This window comes from Candidatus Paraluminiphilus aquimaris (genome assembly GCF_026230195.1).
In the GTDB taxonomy this organism is placed as follows: Bacteria; Pseudomonadota; Gammaproteobacteria; order Pseudomonadales; family Halieaceae; genus Luminiphilus; species Luminiphilus aquimaris.
Map to the genome: position 1 here is coordinate 2,150,039 of NZ_CP036501.1, position 18,565 is coordinate 2,168,603.

Sequence of the window (18,565 nt, forward strand, 5' to 3'; positions counted from 1 at the left end):
ATTAAGTGATGCGTGAAGGTAGCGTTGAAGCACCTACTCGGCACCCCATAGAGTGGAAGACAGAGGCGTTTTGGGACCGAGATGCCCTTAATGATGAGCTTGCACGCGTCTATGACGTATGCCACGGCTGTCGTCGTTGCGTGAGTTTATGCGACTCGTTTCCCACACTGTTCGATCTGATCGATGAATCCGAAACGTTTGAAGTAGATGGCGTAGCGCTGGACGACTACAACAAAGTCGTCGACCAGTGCTACATGTGTGACCTTTGCTATCTGACGAAGTGCCCCTACGTGCCACCACACGAGTTTAACGTGGACTTCCCGCACCTCATGCTGCGTGCGAAAGCACAGAACTTTAAGGACAAAGGCGCAAACTTGCGCGACAAAGTCCTGACCTCTACGGACGCGCTAATGAGTACCATCGCCACAATCCCGCTGGTAGATGTAACCGCGAATGCGCTCAACAAAAACGCCACCTTCAGGAAGGCGTTAGAGAGTAGTTTCGATATCGCCGCTGAGGCGCCCTTACCCGAGATTCACCGAAACACCCTGATAAAGCGCGCTAAAAAGCTTGTTACCGAGATCGAAGCTGCACCTGTTGGTGCCACGACCGGCAAACTTGCCTTGTACGCTACCTGCTACGGAAATTATTCAAGCCCCACCATTGGTGAGGATTTCATCAAGGTCTATCAGCACAACGATGTCAGTATCGACGTTATTCCAAAAGAAAAATGTTGCGGCATGCCAAAGTTAGAGCTTGGCGATTTGGATGCCGTTGAAGCACTTAAAGAGGCAAACATCCCGCTTCTCGCAGGGCTAGTAGATCAGGGTTACGACCTTACGGCACCCATTCCCTCATGCGTTCTGATGTACAAGCAAGAGCTCCCACTGTTGTTTCCAGACGACCCCGATGTGCTGAAGGTCAAAAATGCATTCTATGACCCATTCGAATACCTGTGGATGCGACACAAAGGGGAAGCATTAAAGACCGACTTCGCGCAGAGCCTAGGCAACATTGCCTATCAGGTTGCGTGCCACCAACGGGTGCAAAACATTGGTCTCAAAACCCGGGATATTCTATCGCTTATCGAAGAAACCACTGTGATCGCGCACGAACGCTGTTCTGGCCACGATGGTACTTATGCGGTGAAAAAGGAAACACGCGACAAGTCCGTTAAAATAGCGCGGCCAACGGTACGTAAGGTCAACGACCAAAAACCCGATCATTTTATTTCCGATTGTCCAATGGCCGGGGAACACATCGCCAACTTGGCAGACAGCGTTAGCACTGCTCAGCATCCTATGACGCTGCTTCGCATGGCCTATGGACTCAATTAAACAAGGAGATTATTGATGCCTCTTTTGACACGCAGCGATCTCTGGTCGCTAGAACAGTACTCAGAACAACGCGAAAACTTCCGCTTGGAAGTCCTCGCGCACAAGAAAAATCGCCAGCTTGCGTTGGGTGATAATGCGCGAATTTATTTTGAGGACACGCTCACCATTCGCTATCAAATCCAGGAAATGCTGCGTATCGAGAAAGTGTTCGAGGTGGCCGGTATCGAAGAGGAGCTAGCCGCATACAACCCTTTGATTCCTGATGGTACAAACTGGAAAGCCACCTTCATGATCGAATTTGGTGACCCAGAGGAGCGTGCCGAGCGACTTAGAGAAATGCGCGGTATTGAGAATTGCATTAATCTCGAAATTGAAGGGCACGGCGTAGCTCAGGTAATTGCCGACGAAGACTTAGAGCGTGAGACCGAAGAGAAAACCTCCGCGGTCCACTTTATGCGGTTTGAACTCAGCACGGATCAAATTGCCGCGCTGAAAGACGGTGCAAAACTCTTCGCAAGTGTTGAGCACGCCGCTTACCCCATTCCTCGCTTTGAAGTGTCGCAGACAACGCGAGACGCGCTGACTAAAGATCTCGTACTAACATCGCACTAAGTCGGCGCAGATAGGATTCAGGGCCCTTCTGGGGCCTTGAACTAACTGTCCTTACCCGCCCCGTCAATACCGCTGTATGCGCTGAAAACTCCTGTTAGGGCGATACGGTTCTAATACTGAGGACGGCACGCCTGTGATCAGCTCCTGTGAAACCAATTCGCCTACGATGGGCGCCAAGGACACACCGCTGTGCATAATGGCGATGTAACTCTTAGGTTGCGTCGGGCTTACCCCCAAAACCGGGTGCCCATCGAGCGGGAGCGGTCGCCAACCAATTAGGACTTCTTCAAGCGCGATATCGGTGGGCAGCGAAGGCAAAAAATGTCTCGCTGTCTCCAGCAATCGACTCGCATGTTGCTGAGCAAGCGTGGTCGATGGAAAGTGAGTGGGGTGCGCAGACAGGCGCTTTGCATGTGCCTCGGTCTCAGGCGGCCCCTCCTGTTCGCCAAGAACAAGTCGACCGTCCCCACGCTGATGAATGTGCACACCAGGCGCGACAAAGATCGTATTAAGCAGTTTCGGCACTGGCTTGGTGATCACAACAACACCAGGTGTCGTACGCTGGGGAATATCAATACCCGCCAGATTCAATGTTGCTTGTTGATTTGCCCCTGTCGCCAGTACGTACTTGTCCACGACGATCTCACCGCAGTCGGTCTCGAGAACCGCAAGCCCTCCGCCCCCTTCCCTCACCCTGTTGACACTGCAGTTGTCCAGTAATCTGAGCCCTAATCTCTCGGCGGCGCTGACCAGCCGCTGCGACGCACGCGTAGCGTCCACGGCACCATCTCGTGGTGAATAAGCCACCTCTGTGGCGCCACGAAAATCCGCCATGGGTTCAAGCGTCTGAGCCTCGCTTAGGTCAATCATTTTTGCCGGCTCACCCCACAACTGCTGTTCGAGGATATCGCGTGCTAAACGTCTCTGACGCGCCTCACTTTCGAACCATTCGAGCGACCCACCCCACTTGACCTCTAGGTTCAACTCGGCCTGCAAGCGCTGCCAGGCGGCAATGCCTGACTGATTGAATGCGTGGTAATGCCGTGGTTGCTTGGCCCATGTCGCGTTAATCCACGCGAAGGTACCTCGACTGGCGCCACCACCGACAGTAGATCGATCGATCAAGGTCACGCGCGCGCCCCGCTTCACCAAATTGTAAGCGATACTTGAGCCCACGATACCAGCGCCAATAACCGCTATGTGGGGCGACTCACTCGTCAGATTGCGGGCATTTGCGACACCGCTCAACGCCGTCGCAAAGAAAAGCCAACGATTGAACATCCGACGGTGTATACCCTTTTTCCCTTGCGACACGCGGCCTCCGTTAACTCACTTAAAGTATCTGTTTGGATACCCCACCTGTTATATCTGATATCCGTTGCTCGGTGCGACACAACAAAGCAGCCGTTAATCCAAAAATACTAATAAATGCCACAGTTCTGACCTCTTACGATTACCGAATTTACCCATGTGGCGCTGGAATAGGTTGCTCACAACCGATAGGCTTCGGTGCTCGTATTTTTTACGTTCTCGCTTTCACTTTTTAGGATGCAGCGCAATGACACTCGTGGTTTTTGATATGGATAGAACGCTGCTGAACGCTCAATCCCAAATCTCGGCGTACACACAAGACACTCTCCGTATGATGCGGCGAGAAGGCATCGATTACACCATCGCAACAGGCAGGACATTACAAGCAGCCCTACAACCACTCGATGACAACGGTTTCGACCGATCTATGGTGCTCAAAAACGGGGCTGTCATCTGGGAGCCGAGCCTGGGCTCTTACAGTCACCATCACCTGCTAACCCCTTCTGAGGTCAATAATGTCATTGGCATCTTCACCCAGAACCTACTCACACCGTTCGTGTTTACACTCGAACAGGGTGTACGACACGCGGTGTATCACGCCCCTCTCAAGGAAGGCTACGAAACAAAACTTGCTCATCTTTTCGAAAAAGAACGGGAATTACCGCTTCAACGTATCGAGGAGATGCCCCAGGACGCGCACGTTATTAACGTATCGGCCATGGGCACACAGGACGCGGTTAATTGTGTTGTGGATTTCGTCGCTCATCATCCTCATCTTGTTGCTTATTCGGGAATTGCGCTGAAAGAGCAGGGATTGGCGTGGCTAGACGTCCATCATAGCGAGGGATCAAAAGGAAACGGTGTCAGTCACGTTGCAAAGCGTGCAGGCTACACGGAGATCATCGCCTTTGGAGATGGGGACAACGACCTTAGCCTTTTCGAAGTGGCCACCGAAGCCTATGCCGTGGAGAACGCAGACAATGAGCTCAAAGAGATCGCAACGGAGATCATTGGGCATCATGATGAGGATGGCGTTGCTCAATTTCTACGCAAACGATTTAACCTGTCTTAGTCGGCAACTAGGCGGCTCGTCGGTAACGATGCGGATCAACTCTGGGGTCTCCGACCGACCGGTTTAAAAGGCCGTCTATCGGTGATGCGTCTCAGACCATCGTGTACTCGACGACAAGCGAATCATGACGGTCGTCGCTGTGACTCAAAATACTGAGCTTCTATTTACCGTCGCGGCAGCGAGTCGCCCTACTGACAAGCCCCTGATTGAAGCTCGCGCTATACTCAAGCCGGGCGAGCGAGCCACCCACTATCCATGGAGGATTTAAACCAGTGCTATCTGCGATGACTGCTCTTAGGTACGGACTTTACGCAGTCCTTTTACTCGGTTTCATATTCGGAATCGCTCTCCCATGGCTCGGTTTAAAATCGGGATCTGAGCCACTCCTTGACAAGCGACCTAGTCGAGCTTTTGAAGATATTGTTATCGATAGTGAGGGTTTACGCCTTGAGGGATGGTGGATGCCGGCAACAAATCCACGGGCGATTGTCCTGTTCGCCCATGGCGCCGGGTCGAGCCGATTCTCTCCTTTTTTCAACACGCTAGGGTTTTACGATCATCTGAACAGCCAGGGCATTTCTGTTCTTACGTTTGATCAACGCAACCATGGGAATTCGGAGTATACCGACGGATACCTGCGCATGGGTGCGACCGAATACAGAGACCTTCAGGCCGCAAATCGCTGGCTACAAAATCGAAAATCTGGCGACGTTCCAGTCATTGTATGCGGTCTTTCAATGGGCGGCGCTACAGCGATCTACGCCATTGCAAACGGAATGTCCGCCGACGGCTTATTACTATTTGATCCAATGTTAAACACCTACGATGCGCTCGCTCAGGGCGGTTACGTCGGTTACGGACTGTCGCCAGCACTGTTTAAGCCTATGGCTTGGCTGGCGCCCTATTTCTGGGGCCTCCCCAGAGGAAAAAATGATGCGTTGAGGTTGGGTGCAGACCTATCCCTTCCCATTCATATTGTTCAAAACAAAGATGACCCCATTACTCGCGCCGTGTGGAGCGAGACGTTAGCGGCAAACAATAGCTCGGCAACATTGACCTATGTGCCGCGCATCGAGCCAGATCACCCCTGCTTGGCTGATAAAGGACGATGGGGCACGCACGCATCGTCCTATCATTGTCATCCCGAGTGGACCATGGCAGAGGTTGAGCGGCTCCTCGGTCGACTCTGACGCGCTTGTTGCGCAAGCAGCTAGCTGGACAGGCGTTCGACGAAACATTCGACTAATGAACCGAATGGTTCGGTTTGACCTATACTTCCATAACTCAACGGAGGAACTCCCATGAAACGCACGTTACTAGCACTGACACTCGGTATGACAGCCTCGGCGACAACGCTCGCATGCCCAGAGTTTTTGAACACAGAAATGCGCAAGCTCAGCTCCAAAGACACGGTTAACTTTTGCGAGAGTTACGCAGGTAAGCCTATGCTCATCGTGAACACAGCGAGTAATTGTGGCTACACCCCGCAGTTCACGGGGCTTGAACAGCTTCACCAAGATTACAAAGACAAAGGCCTCGTCGTCGTCGGCTTTTCGTCGGATGACTTCTTCCAAGAAGAGAACGATGAAGCCGACGCGGCAACCGTGTGCTTTGAGAAATACGACGTTTCGTTCCCCGTTATGGCAACGACGTCTGTTCGTGGTCGTAACGCTAACCCCGTCTTCCAAGGCTTGGGCGAGGCGAAAGGATACCCACGTTGGAATTTCAACAAGTATGTCGTCTCAGGAAGCGGTGAAGTGGTTGCAAAATTTGGTTCAGGCGTCGGGCCCGATAGCAGTGAATTACGCGATCTCATTGACGAGGTAACTGTCGGCGGAGAGTAGTCTCCTGGATGGTTAATCACGCCGCCCTACCGCCCTGTGCTTGTTGTGGCAGGGTGGTGGCACTCACCTTCCATCACTTGATCCCCAAAAAGGTTCATCGACGAAAAGGCTTTCGTAAACGGTTTTCGAAAGAACAACTCAATGTGGGCGTCCGCATTTGCCGTAAATGCCACAAAGGCGTCCACACTCTCTACGATGAAATAACACTCGCTACGCGCTTCAACACCCTTGAGAAATTGCTGACTGACGAGACACTGGCGGCACACTTTCGCTGGGTTTCTAAGCAACGAGAGTCACTTTGAGCGCATAAGCAACAAAAGGTAATTGGCTACCGCCTTTAAGAACCGCATGCTCACCGTCAATACCGAGTTGTGCTTCCGATGGATGAAAAGCCAACAAAGTGAAGCGTTGGCATCACTGACTCGTGTCAGCGAGTAACCACGCGCTCAATTGCTCATGGGCCGCAGACAGGTCGCGCTCGCCACTCAGCACCAGATCCGCTCTATCCCTCCAGGGTGCAACATACTGCAAAAACATAGGCGCTGCCCGCGTTTCCCAGAAATCACGGACTGATCGCTCTGAGCGCCCCCTCTCTGTCCTGTCACGCTCGATCCGCCGCTTGAGGCAGGTAGCAAGCGACGTCTCGATAAAAACAATCTTATCGATCAGCTCAACAGTGATGGGATCCGCCAAGACGAGGATGCCTTCTACGATCACGACATCCGTTGCATCTATCCCCTGAGTCTCAGCTGCACGGTTATGCACACTGAAGTCATAAACCGGTGCCTCGATGCGCTGCCCCGCTTTTAATGATCGGAGATCTTTGCACAGCCGCTCAAATTCTATGGCATCCGGATGATCGTAATTAACGCGGTCACGCTCCTCAAATGTAAGGTGCGAAAGGTCGCGGTAATAACTGTCGGCATGAACGACCGAAATACGGCCTTCGCGGCCTGCTGTAAGTCGCGCGACCACACTGCTCTTGCCACTGCCCGATGCGCCGACTACGGCGATTAATTTCGTCATGATGCACGAACCCAACGCTTATCGATGAAGCGGGAGTCAGTCAGCTCAGAGTACCGAAGTGGTTCCAAACTCATCCTCAAGCGCCTCACGAATCGATTTACGCAATGCACGCACGTCAACATCGGCACATTCACCACCGTTCCAGCGCCGGTAGGCGCCATAGGCCGGATCAGCGAGTGCTGTTGCGAGCTCCCAAGCGAGAATACAACGATCATTGGAAGATAAAAGATCGGTATCAGCGACCTCGGCAAAGATGGCCTCCATAGAGGCTGCGTCGGCTCTTAGCTCGTGATCCCCCAGCGAATCGAGCACCATGTAATGCGGTGCCCGGGACACAAAGGGTGCCCAAGCGTCGCCCTTGACCGTACCCGGCCTACCATCGCGCGCAAAATTACCCCAAGCGGTCATCATGATATCGGTCATATCGCGAGCGGACTCGCTGTCCGGATACATGTAAGAACCAATCGGCCCGTACATCGCCTTCCCTTGAACAAATGAAATTTCACTCGCGTGAGCGGCACCTAGTACCTCAGAAAATTTAATGAGGAAGCTGTCTTCTTGATCATTCCAGTCGTAACGATAGGCGTACAAGGATGAGTAACCCGCGGCCTCGAGTGCAACCAAAGGGCGGTCAACGCCCTGCGCTTTCCAGCCTTCTGAGCGTTGTCTAACCCAAAACTTATACAAATCAGGGTTTTTCAAAGTGACTTTAGGCGGTAACCACTTGGTGAGTGGATACGATGCATTCACAAAGTAACGATTTAAGCCCATCCACAAAGTGACTTCCTCGTTATTAGCGCCAGCCATGACGGATACGCCCGGCTTCGCATACGCAGGATTACTTAGTGCTTGGGCAAAACCCTCTGTTGGTATTACAACGCCGTCATTGATAATGCCGGGGCTACGATGATCAGATGGCATATCAAAGAAGGTAGAAATAATAGTGTCTGCGTCAATCGCTCGGAGTGTACTCGCCGTTGCACGCTCATCGTCTAAACCGAGTTCTTGCGTAAATTCCCAACTTCCGCGATCGATCTCTGGGAATTCGCGATCCCGGTTAAACGCTTCGCGAGGACTCATCGATCGGACATAGCCCGACTGCGAAATCGCTTTGTGAAACAACCCATTGGATAGTGGCGAGGCCAACAGTGTGAACACATTGTGTCCCCCAGCGCTCTCGCCAAATATCGTCACGTTATTCTTGTCACCACCAAAGCCATCAATATTTCGCTGAACCCAGCCCAGCGCTGCAATGATGTCGAGCGTGCCAAAGTTGGCGATTGCGCCTGGCCCAGTATCGAGCGCTGGGTGACTAAACCAACCGAGAGGCCCAAGGCGGTAATTGAACGTGACAACCACCACGTTTTGCTTTGCAGCCAATTTGGAGAAGTCGTAGTCGTTTTTGTGCCCTGCCGTGTTACCGCCACCGTGTATCCAGAACATTACGGGCAAACTGCCGTCTGCATCGGCCGGTGCAGTCACGTCAAGATAAAGGCAATCTTCAGCGCCTATACTTGACTCACCTTCAACCCCACTCACATAGCCCGCTTCTTGAGGGCACATAATGTCATCTGAGCTACGTCTGATGCGCCCATCGGTCACGGCAAGGGCTTGTGGTGCTCGCCATCTCAGATCACCCACAGGCGCCTGAGCGTAAGGAATGTCGAACCATTGCAGTACATTGTCTTCAGACTCGTATGCCAAAACCGAACCCGTATCCGTAACCACAGCCTCTTGATTTGACAATTTTTGGCTGGGCGAGGCACACCCTGACAACCACAAAAAGACCACTACAAATCCAATTAAACGCATATTCATATCCCAGATAAAAAAAGACCCGGCATTGCCGGGTCGTTTTACTAACTTAGCTTAGCGACCTTTCCAATTAGGCTTGCGCTTCTCAGCGAAGGCCGTCGCACCTTCAATCGCATCTTCGCTCGAAAAGACAGGGTTCACGATCGCCTGCTGCTTCTCGAACATTTCGTCCTGCGACCAGTCGATCGATTCCTTGATCACTTGCTTACTCCGTTTCACTGCAAGTGGACCATTTTCCGCTATCTTTGCTGCCAAAGCTTTGGCTTGAGCCAGGGCTTCGCCCGCAGGTGCTACCTGATTGATCAGGCCGAGGCTCAACGCGCGATCTGCATCCATGAAATCACCCGTGAGGGCCATCTCCATAGCAACACGGCTTGGGATTTGACGAGGAAGGCGCACAAGGCCACCCGCCGCCGCCGCTAACCCGCGCTTTACTTCAGGAATGCCAAACTTGGAATTGTCTGCAGCGACGATAAGGTCACATGTAATCGCCAATTCGCATCCACCCGCAAGCGCGTAACCTTCGACAGCAGCGATTAGCGGCTTGTCGGTAGAGCGTTGAACCATACCGGCGAATCCGCGCCCCTCGACGTAAGGTGTCTCGCCTGTAACGAAGGCCTTGAGATCCATGCCCGAGCAGAAAGTACCGCCCGCGCCCGTCAGAATGACCACATGGGTATTCTCATCCGCGTCAAGCTGATCCAGAGCCGCCGCGATCCCTACCGCAACGTCCTTATTCACTGCATTCTTTGCGGCGGGACGGTTAATTGTAATTGTCATGACGCCATCGGCGACGTCCGTTAATACAGCTGGTTCACTCATTATCGTTCTCCTTATCGATTCACCGTAACCTTAACGGGGTTGCATACGGATGCCACCATCCATACGGATAGTTTCGCCGTTAATGTAGTCATTATCTATAATTGCTGCTGCCAACTTACCAATTTCCTCCGGCGCACCTAGGCGCTGAGGATATAGAACTGCGGCCGACAAGGAATCGATAGAATCTTGTGGAAGACCTGCGAAAAGCGGTGTGTTGATCATGCCGGGAGCAATCGTATTCACTCTAATACCCATTTTTGACAAATCACGCGCTATCGGCAGAGTCATACCCACGATGCCGCCCTTGGTTGCACTATAGGCTGCCTGCCCCATTTGTCCTTCAAAGGCCGCAACCGATGCTGTATTGATAATCACACCCCGTCCCATGTACTGATCAACAGGCTCGTTGTGCTGCATTCTAACCGCGCATAGGCGAATGACATTGAATGTACCGGTGAGGTTGACGGCAATGACCTTGTTCCACAGATCAAGGGGGAATGCACCGTCCCGACCAACCGTACGCGACGCATTTGCAATACCTGCGCAATTGACCACCGCGTAGATCGCACCAAATTTCGCGATTCCCGCTTCAATACCCGCTTCAACAGTGGCCTCATCAGCGACATTGACCTGCGCAAAGACACAACGATCTGCGCCCATTTCCTCAACCATCGCATTGCCTGCGTCTGCATTGAGATCAAATATGATGACATTGCCACCATCGGCATAAATTCGTCGGGCAACTGCCTGACCGATACCTGATGCACCACCTGTGACAACGGCCGCTCTTCCTGAAATATCCATATAAATCCTCTGTAACTAACGTTGCGTCAGGCAAGCCCGACAACTTTGTGCGTGTTTTGCGTATCAGGTTCAATGCGAACCCTTGCACCGACAGGATCGCCTTCGACACAGAGGTCTTTCAGGTCACCCGGCTGCAATAGTGAAGCTGCGACAACACGCTCTCCAGCCTCGTTTAAAGCGAGCACAGCAAGCCAAGTCCCCTCGGCCAGCTGCTTCATCATAAAAGTCTCTACTACGGCAGTGCCGCTGAATTCTGCGGCAAGCACTCGACTATTTCCAGCACCTTCGAACTTCAAGTCGCTCGCTCTTGGGTCGACACCACCCGGCGTACGACTGTAGATGCCCACAGCATGCTTGGACATGTGACCACCCAGTGCGCCAACGAGCACTGTCTGATGCTGTTTACGCTGAATCGTTGTTACCGCCGATGCGATGCCATGCATTGAATAGTTGTTTCCGGGCCCACCGAAAAATGGCAACCCGCCCGTGAGACTGACGGCTCGTTGTTCACCTACCTCAAGTCCCAGAGCCTCCATCGCCTCAATGACAGCAACAGGAAAGCAACTGTATAAGTCGAACGCGTCGACTTCCGAGAGCGTCAAATCCGCGGAGATGAGCGCATGCTCATAGGCCCAACGCAGCGCTGGTGATACTGACCAGTCAACCCGCTTTAGAAGGTCCTGCTCGGTGGCCTCTGCGAACCCTCTTAAAAAAACCGCCTGATTCTCAAGGCCCAGCTCACACGCCCTGTCATATCGCATGACAATGACAGCCGCAGATTGATTGACACCATCCTTAGCAACCATGGATTTAAGATGAGGATCCCCGACCACGCGATTTCGCCCCGATGGCGTTGAGATTTCATTTGCCGCTGGCACCGACTCAAACATAGTGATGGGGTTCTCGCGCGCTGTATCTGCAAGCGGCGCGAGAACATCACCCAAAAATGTCTGATATTGGCTACGACTCATGCCACGAGAGACGCGTTTTTTGTGCTCCATCAGGGGATAAATATCGATTGGAGCGATCACCTTGTGCGCGGCCAGGACGGGAACGAATTGATCCTCAAGGCCCATGCCGTGATCCTCGGATGTGCCCTCGGGGCTTTCCGACCAGTCGAGCGTTTCGCCAGATCGTTGATACGCGCGCATTGTCGCTATCGCTTCCGCACCACACAGTGCGATGACGTTGGCACGGCCTTGAGCGATCTCAGAACAGGCCGTTGCAACATACTGCTGCGGACTCTGCCCACCTGCCGTCGCATAAACAGCCTTTGCGCCTTCCATACCCGCTCGGTTCGCAACCGATCGGGCAAACTGATCGCTTGATCCAAAGGGTGCTAACAAGGGCTTAATCCGCTCTGGTACAGAGTCCACGAAGGTCCGCATCACCATCAACTGATCAACCGTGCTAGCAAGATCTGTCACATTGGTTGCTGCCACGGCCGCGTTCAGCGCTTCGGCAGCGAGATCTGCGGGTGATAAACCGCGCCAATCGTCACCAAGTCGATCAACAATCTGGCCCGAGGCCACTAAGACCGGCGTATTGTCACTGATCTGCATTAACCCTAACTCCCAACCGATTGACAGATATTTAAAAACGTTCTGGCGTTCAAGGATGCTCCTCCCACGAGAAGCCCGTCGATGCTATCGCAGCTTGTAAACTGACTCGCATTACGTTCATTGACACTCCCGCCGTACAAGACAGGCACAGGCTTGCCAAATCTTTCCCCCAAGGTTGCTTTAATCGCAGCGTGCATCGCTTCTGCTATCTCGGGTGTTGCAGCCTCTCCGGAACCAATCGCCCACACGGGCTCATAAGCAATGACCGGAGCGCTTTTCAATAACGCACAGCTAGCTAGGACCTGCGCGGCCACAACCTCTTCTGCCCTGCCGCTCTCTCTATCGGCTTTCGACTCGCCAACGCAGATCACAGGACATATCTGCAACAGCTCAAGTTTCAGCGCTTTTTTGGCTACCAAAGCATCAGACTCGCTCCACGAAGAGCGCCTCTCCGAATGTCCGACTAATCCGTGGCTGCAACCAAAATCATTCAGCATCTGCGCCGACAATTCTCCGGTGTGCGCGCCCGGCTCGTTGGCTGAAACGTCTTGCCCACAGAGCGCTACACCCGCCATACCGTCGAGGTCTGACAAAAAAATGGCGGGAGGCGCTACGAGGATTTTTGCCTCACAAAACGCCTGATTCGCTTCCCATTCATTACGGAAATGGCGAACTGAATCCCGATCGATCGCCATTTTCCAATTGGCTATTACGAGCTTTGGTATCATTGTTGTTTCGTTCTCTTTATTGCAACGGTAGCCGCTCGATCATCGTCGAGGTGTGAGTGAGCACCACGCAGAGGTATTTGCTCAACGTGAAATTTTCGACTTACGCGCAACATTACAGTAGTGAAAGTGGAATCGTCCAGCTCATGCAGGATCTCACGATCGCTGCACCGCCTGGAGGGCAACTTTACCCTATGGGTGGCGGAAACCCAGCCCACATTCCAGAGGTTGAGGACGCGCTTCGCCAAATCGCCAGTGAGGTCGTAGACGATACGAAGCGCTTCACACAAATGGTGGGCGACTACGATGCACCACAGGGTCATGAGCGCTTCAGAGCCGCGTTAGCAGAGCGTTTGTCAGGCCTTTTTAAAAAAAACCTTTCGGCGTCCAATATCGCGATTACCAATGGTAGTCAGGCGAGCTTTGAGGTTCTCTTTAACGCCTTCGCGGGGGCTTTTAGCGATGGAAGCTGGCGACACATTGAGCTCCCCATAGCGCCCGAATATGTCGGCTATAACGACATGGGTCGTCAGGCGCGACCCATTCTTCGATCAACCCCCGCTCGCATCGACCTTATTGGCGATCAGCAATTCAAATACGGCATCGACCTAGAACGCTTTGAGCTCAGCATCAAGACCAGTGGCGCTGTGTGTCTCTCCAGACCCACAAACCCCTCAGGGAATGTCGTGACTGATGCAGAGCTTACGCATGTGGCTCAGCAATGCGCCGCGACCAACGTACCACTCATTATCGACGGCGCCTACGGTCTTCCCTTTCCCGGCATGATTTACACCCAAGCCACTCCTTTCTGGGACGACAACACGATCCTCTGCCTCAGTCTGTCGAAACTTGGACTACCGGGTGTCCGGACTGGCATTGTTGTTGCCGCAACAGAGGTGACTGAACTGATACGAAACGCCAATGCAATCAATGGACTTGCACCCACTAGGGTTGGCCCTGAGCTAGTCCTTCCACTACTTGCAAATAACCGTTTGGATGAGCTCTGCGAGACGGTAATCAGACCCCACTACTTATCGAAACAGTCGCTTGCGTTGAATACATTATTAGAAGCCGCAAAGGGGCTCCCAATCAGAGTCCACCGGCCGGACGGTGCCATGTTTTTATGGGTTTGGTTCGAAAATCTCCCAGGCGGGACTCAAAAGCTGTACGAGCTTGCCGCCGCAGAGGGGGTGGTAACGGTAGCGGGACATCATTTTTTCCAAGGGCTAACCCGCCATTGGCAGCATGCTAACGAGTGCTTGAGGGTCAACTACGCCGGCGACCCCAACACTGTCGAGATGGGTATAAAGCGTCTCATTAACCTAGCGAGACGCCTTTATGATCAGGACTCATCAAGCGTCTAAGGACTGATAATAATCCATCAGAATTTGTGCCACCTCGGGACGCGAGAATTCGGGTGGAGGCGCAATACCCTGCCCCAGCATTTCACGCACCTTGGTCCCAGACAGTAAAATAAAATCCGCTTTGTCGTGATCGGGTGCATCTTTCATCATGACCACACGATCCAATTTTTTGCTATACGCCGTGTGATCTGCTCGGTAGATACGAATCGCCAAAGCGTCTTGAGGCACACGATCATCGAATATGGTTTGAGCATCAAAGCCACCATAATAATCGCCAACACCGGCGTGATCGCGGCCGACAATGAGCTCCGTACAACCGGCGTTCTGCCTGAATAATGCATGCAACACTGCTTCCCGCGGCCCCGCATACAACATGTCAAATCCGTATCCTGTGACCATCACTGTATTCGCAGGAAAGTAGTGCTCGACCATGGTTCGGATAGCGTTATCACGCACCTCTGCGGGGATATCGCCAGCTTTAAGTTTACCCAACAACATATGGACCAAAATACCGTCGGCATCCAGGTCATCCATTGCCATCCTGCACAACTCTTCGTGGGCTCGGTGCATCGGGTTACGCGTTTGGAAGGCAACCACGCGTTGCCAACCCCGTTGCGTAATCTCATCTCGAATTTCCATGGCCGTTCTAAACGTCTCGGGAAAATCGGCCTGAAAATAAGAGTAATTCAACACCTCGACAGGTCCCGACAAGAGCACTCGCCCCTGACTGTTAAACGTTGCCACACCTGGATGCGCGGGATCCTCAGTGCCAAAAATTTCGCGCGTCATAAGCGACATATCATCGTCAGATAACGTTTCGATGCCCGTAATTTCCATCACAGCAAGCACAGGGTTGCCATCCACATTAGGGTCTCTCAACGCGACTCGATCCCCAACTTCCCCCTGAAACTCCGGTACCATATTTAAGACAGGAACAGGCCAAAACAGCCCCCTGGTCGTGCGCAGATCGCGGGCGACGCCCAGGGCGTCAGCTCGATCCATGTACCCGGATAAGGGTGTGAAATACCCTGCAGCGAGCATCACGGCGTTCGCAGCAGCGGCAGACGAGATGGTTATCGCCTTCAAATCTGTCGCCTCTTGTGTCAGCGCGTCCAAGCGCTCGCCTGTCACGATTCTGGGTTTCAGTGCCTCAGCACCATGAGGTTTAATTAAGCTCATTAGATTCTCTTGTTCTCGTTCAGATAAGGGGGTGATGGTGGGCGTTGCTATCGAGCTTGAGGCAATAGCTACTGGGGAATTAAACCGCGCGCTTGAAGCTGCTCAATAATTTCAGCGACCTCTTGTTCCAGGCTTTGCTCATCCGTTCTCAGGTGAATTTCTGGATTTTGTGGCGCCTCGTAAGGATCGTCGATGCCCGTGAAGTTTTTGATTTCGCCCGCTCGTGCTTTTTTGTATAACCCCTTCGGGTCGCGCAACTCTGCAGCATCCAAACTGCAGTCGACGAATACTTCAATAAAGGCCATACCCGCGTCCTCATGAACTTGTCGAACCAGCTCACGATCGCGCACATACGGCGAGATAAAACTCGACAAGACCAACACGCCCGAGTCGACAAACAGCTTAGAAATCTCGCCAACACGCCGAATATTTTCTGCACGATCTTCCTCGCTAAAGCCAAGATTCTTATTAATCCCGAAGCGGACATTGTCCCCATCTAGTCGGTAACAAAGCACCCCCCGATCATGAAGCACGCCCTCAAGGGCCACCGCCACAGTGCTTTTCCCGGAACCGGACAAGCCAGTGAACCAAAGCGTTGCCCCCCGATGTCCAAGAAGGCCAGCACGCTCATCCCGAGTCACCTCTCCCTCGTGCCAGTGGATATTCGTTGCTTTTTGCTCTGCCATGTTTTTCTCCAAAATTCTGGCGCAAGTCTAGGGGATATCATTTATAAATAAAAACGGTTTAAATAGATTAAATCTATCGAAATTACTGGTTAATATGCAGTACACACTCAAACAGCTAAGCGTATTTACAACCGTCGCAACGCTCGAATCGACCACCGCTGCCGCGAGAGAATTGTCGCTATCACAGTCCGCTGTGAGCTCCGCGATACAACAGCTTGAATCACAGATTGGACAGAAATTATTCGATCGAATCGGCCGACAGCTAAAACTAAATCGGGTCGGTGCGTCGCTGTCACCCGCTGTCACCGAATTACTCGCCCATGCAGAGCGCCTTAATCTGCAGTTAAAGGGCGAGACGATAGCGGGCACAGTATGTATTGGTGCGAGTTACACCATCGCCAACCACATCATCGTGGATACCATGGTGGACTTCCAAAGAGAGCATGCGAATGTCGATATTGAAATAAATAGTGATAATTCTCCCGGCATTATCGACGCCGTCATCGAGGGGAATGTTGACTTTGGTCTAATAGAATCGTCTGTTGATGACCCACGCGTTTTAGTCGAACCCTGGTTGGAAGACGAACTCGTGGTGTTCGCGAGCCCCGATCACCCACTTGTTCGTCAAGGCCGCGCCTCGGTACGGGAGTTAGAGCGCGCCGCCTGGGTTTTGAGAGAACTGGGGTCCGGTGCGAGAACCGTATTTAATGACACGTTCCGAGGGGCACTGGCCAATCTTCAAATCGCCATGGAGTTCCGTCATAACGAGCCGATTAAACGGGCTGTTGCCAAGGGTGTGGGAGTTGGCTGCCTCTCCGCTCGTGTCCTGGAGCGTGAATTAGTCGACGGCACACTCGTTGCGCTCAAAACCCCTAAGGAACGAAAAATGCCTCGACGCCTAGCCATGATACGGCGACGCGATAGCGTGCTCTCTGCCCCTGCGCAAGCGTTCTGGCAACAATGCCTAGCTATGCGGTAGCTGGCTCCGTATTATTCACAACTCACCAAGTACCGAGATTTCAGTATGCGCATAGGCATCATAGTGGGTAGTCATCGTAAAGATTCGCAAAGCGCGAAGATTGGTCGCTTTTTGCAGGCGCAGATCGAATCGATTGGCGATCACAGCTGTTGGACCTGTGATTTAGGAAAGCACCCTTTGCCGCTGTGGGATGAGGAGATCGGCACCGACGCCACCCACTGGGCGCCGCTTGGTGAGCTCAATGCGCAGCTGCACAGCTCTGAAGCGATCATCGTCATTTCACCCGAGTGGCACGGAATGGTGCCCGCTGCAGTCAAAAACTTCTTTTTGGTCTGTGATGGCACTGCTTTATCGCATAAACCAGCGCTGGCGGTCGGTGTGTCTGTGGGCCCTGGAGGCAGCTACCCGATCACTGAGTTACGGGTCAGTAGCTATAAGAATAATCGCATGTGCTACCTGCCTGAGCACTTGATCGTTAGGAATTGCATGGTAGTTATGAATGACGATACGGCAGCAAATGATACCGATGAACACAGCTACATATCAGAGCGGAGCTTGTACTGCCTCAGGCAGCTCATCGCCTACGGTGATGCGTTGATTCAGGTCCGAGCATCGGGTGCTACAGACTTAGAGGCCTACCCGAACGGCATGTGATGCCTTGGCTGCCAGCAAAACAATCCGCCATTTAAGACAGGCGTGTATAGCCCCCGCCAAAGAATAACAGCGGCTCACCGTCCACTGTCGTAAACGCCTCAACCTCACCGACAATAATATGATGATCACCCCCTTCGTGGATGGCCTGCGCGCGACAGGAGAACGTTGCGAGCGCGTCTTTTATCAGCGGCGTGCCGTTTGCATCGTGAGTCAAATCTGAAGATTCGACTTGATGATCCATTGAGCGGGCATATCGGTTTGATATGACTTCCTGCGACTGCTGCAGCACGGAAATACCGTAACGTTCACACTGAGTAAATTCCTCAAAACAGTCCGAGTTATTTTGAATACTCCACAAGACCAAAGCGGGTTCGAGTGAGACCGCGGCGAACGAGTTCACCGTCATACCAATTGGCCCCTTACTCGACTCGGTCGTTAATACGCAGACACCCGTAGCGAACTGCCCTAAGGTGTTTCTAAGCTCTCGTGTATCCAAAATACGCCCCTTTTCCACAGCGTGAGACTATCATTAGCGAAGCGCAATTAAGGCGTCCTTTTAGGGTAACGAGACCATCGTCCAGATGGCCTACGACGTCTTCAATCGATATGAGCAACTAGAAACAGCGGCTTAAATCCGTTTTACGCTTAACATACAAGCACGAGATCACCCCGACGGACATTAAAGCAAATACCCACTTATTTTTTTAGCTCGATTTCGTCTAATGTGATGATCGAGTTCGATCGCGCGTTGACAGCGCCTTCCGACTGCCTAA

19 protein-coding genes are annotated in these 18,565 nt (G+C 52.6%); 9 read left to right on the plus strand and 10 right to left on the minus strand.

The window, feature by feature from the left end; genetic code table 11:
- Positions 1-8: 8 nt before the first annotated feature.
- Together E0F26_RS09915 and E0F26_RS09920 are read left to right on the plus strand one after the other, a co-directional pair.
- On the plus strand, positions 9-1,337 hold the full coding sequence (locus E0F26_RS09915; RefSeq protein WP_279241498.1) for a heterodisulfide reductase-related iron-sulfur binding cluster: 1,329 nt from the start codon (positions 9-11) through the stop codon (positions 1,335-1,337).
- Between the two features lie 15 nt (positions 1,338-1,352).
- On the plus strand, positions 1,353-1,949 hold the full coding sequence (locus E0F26_RS09920; protein WP_279241499.1) for a DUF3501 family protein: 597 nt from the start codon (positions 1,353-1,355) through the stop codon (positions 1,947-1,949).
- Between the two features lie 63 nt (positions 1,950-2,012).
- Here the strand turns inward: E0F26_RS09920 and E0F26_RS09925 are convergent, their stop codons facing one another.
- Positions 2,013-3,263 (minus strand): NAD(P)/FAD-dependent oxidoreductase, encoded by a 1,251-nt coding sequence (locus E0F26_RS09925; RefSeq protein WP_279241500.1) that lies wholly within the window; start codon positions 3,261-3,263, stop codon positions 2,013-2,015.
- A gap of 244 nt (positions 3,264-3,507) precedes the next feature.
- Between E0F26_RS09925 and E0F26_RS09930 the strand changes: the two genes are divergently transcribed.
- The 4 genes from E0F26_RS09930 to E0F26_RS09945 all read left to right on the plus strand — a co-directional run bounded on the left by E0F26_RS09930 (position 3,508) and on the right by E0F26_RS09945 (position 6,478).
- Positions 3,508-4,332, plus strand: a complete 825-nt coding sequence (locus E0F26_RS09930) for an HAD family hydrolase (protein ID WP_279241501.1) — start codon at positions 3,508-3,510, stop codon at positions 4,330-4,332.
- 461 nt (positions 4,333-4,793) lie between these two features.
- The gene (locus tag E0F26_RS09935; RefSeq protein WP_279241502.1) at positions 4,794-5,522 is read left to right on the plus strand and encodes an alpha/beta hydrolase; all 729 of its coding nucleotides are present in this window, start codon (positions 4,794-4,796) and stop codon (positions 5,520-5,522) included.
- A 111-nt stretch (positions 5,523-5,633) separates the two neighbouring features.
- Positions 5,634-6,176 (plus strand): glutathione peroxidase, encoded by a 543-nt coding sequence (locus E0F26_RS09940; RefSeq protein ID WP_279241503.1) that lies wholly within the window; start codon positions 5,634-5,636, stop codon positions 6,174-6,176.
- 8 nt (positions 6,177-6,184) lie between these two features.
- Complete coding sequence (locus tag E0F26_RS09945; RefSeq protein WP_279241504.1) at positions 6,185-6,478, plus strand: hypothetical protein; 294 nt, start codon at positions 6,185-6,187, stop codon at positions 6,476-6,478.
- 112 nt (positions 6,479-6,590) lie between these two features.
- Here the strand turns inward: E0F26_RS09945 and udk are convergent, their stop codons facing one another.
- The 6 genes from udk to tpiA are packed head-to-tail and all read right to left on the minus strand — an operon-like array spanning position 6,591 to position 12,933.
- Entirely contained in the window at positions 6,591-7,202 is a 612-nt protein-coding gene (udk, locus tag E0F26_RS09950; protein ID WP_279241505.1) for a uridine kinase, read from the minus strand.
- Positions 7,203-7,247: 45 nt separating this feature from the next.
- Complete coding sequence (locus E0F26_RS09955) at positions 7,248-9,014, minus strand: carboxylesterase/lipase family protein (RefSeq protein WP_279241506.1); 1,767 nt, start codon at positions 9,012-9,014, stop codon at positions 7,248-7,250.
- 57 nt (positions 9,015-9,071) lie between these two features.
- Positions 9,072-9,839, minus strand: a complete 768-nt coding sequence (locus tag E0F26_RS09960; protein ID WP_279241507.1) for a crotonase/enoyl-CoA hydratase family protein — start codon at positions 9,837-9,839, stop codon at positions 9,072-9,074.
- A gap of 30 nt (positions 9,840-9,869) precedes the next feature.
- Positions 9,870-10,643, minus strand: a complete 774-nt coding sequence (locus E0F26_RS09965) for an SDR family NAD(P)-dependent oxidoreductase (protein ID WP_279241508.1) — start codon at positions 10,641-10,643, stop codon at positions 9,870-9,872.
- A gap of 26 nt (positions 10,644-10,669) precedes the next feature.
- Positions 10,670-12,205, minus strand: coding sequence for a hypothetical protein (locus E0F26_RS09970; protein ID WP_279241509.1), 1,536 nt, complete (start codon positions 12,203-12,205; stop codon positions 10,670-10,672).
- Between the two features lie 5 nt (positions 12,206-12,210).
- Positions 12,211-12,933 (minus strand): triose-phosphate isomerase, encoded by a 723-nt coding sequence (gene tpiA / locus E0F26_RS09975; RefSeq protein WP_279241510.1) that lies wholly within the window; start codon positions 12,931-12,933, stop codon positions 12,211-12,213.
- A gap of 86 nt (positions 12,934-13,019) precedes the next feature.
- Here tpiA and E0F26_RS09980 point away from each other — a divergent pair, with 86 nt between their 5' ends.
- A complete protein-coding gene (locus E0F26_RS09980) occupies positions 13,020-14,294 on the plus strand; it encodes a valine--pyruvate transaminase (RefSeq protein WP_279241511.1) in 1,275 nt (424 codons plus the stop codon).
- Here E0F26_RS09980 and sat read toward each other — a convergent pair.
- Positions 14,283-15,473 carry a sulfate adenylyltransferase gene (sat, locus tag E0F26_RS09985; RefSeq protein ID WP_279241512.1) on the minus strand — a complete coding sequence of 397 codons (1,191 nt, stop codon included), beginning with the start codon at positions 15,471-15,473 and terminating at the stop codon, positions 14,283-14,285. The genes E0F26_RS09980 and sat overlap by 12 nt on opposite strands.
- 68 nt (positions 15,474-15,541) lie before the next feature.
- Positions 15,542-16,159 (minus strand): adenylyl-sulfate kinase, encoded by a 618-nt coding sequence (gene cysC, locus E0F26_RS09990; protein WP_279241513.1) that lies wholly within the window; start codon positions 16,157-16,159, stop codon positions 15,542-15,544.
- 94 nt (positions 16,160-16,253) lie between these two features.
- Between cysC and E0F26_RS09995 the strand changes: the two genes are divergently transcribed.
- Both E0F26_RS09995 and E0F26_RS10000 read left to right on the plus strand, forming a co-directional pair.
- Positions 16,254-17,138 carry a LysR substrate-binding domain-containing protein gene (locus tag E0F26_RS09995; RefSeq protein ID WP_279241514.1) on the plus strand — a complete coding sequence of 295 codons (885 nt, stop codon included), beginning with the start codon at positions 16,254-16,256 and terminating at the stop codon, positions 17,136-17,138.
- Between the two features lie 45 nt (positions 17,139-17,183).
- Positions 17,184-17,792, plus strand: coding sequence for an NADPH-dependent FMN reductase (locus tag E0F26_RS10000; protein WP_279241515.1), 609 nt, complete (start codon positions 17,184-17,186; stop codon positions 17,790-17,792).
- Positions 17,793-17,823: 31 nt separating this feature from the next.
- Here E0F26_RS10000 and E0F26_RS10005 read toward each other — a convergent pair whose 3' ends face one another.
- Complete coding sequence (locus E0F26_RS10005) at positions 17,824-18,288, minus strand: flavin reductase family protein (protein WP_279241516.1); 465 nt, start codon at positions 18,286-18,288, stop codon at positions 17,824-17,826.
- Positions 18,289-18,565 lie beyond the last annotated feature (277 nt).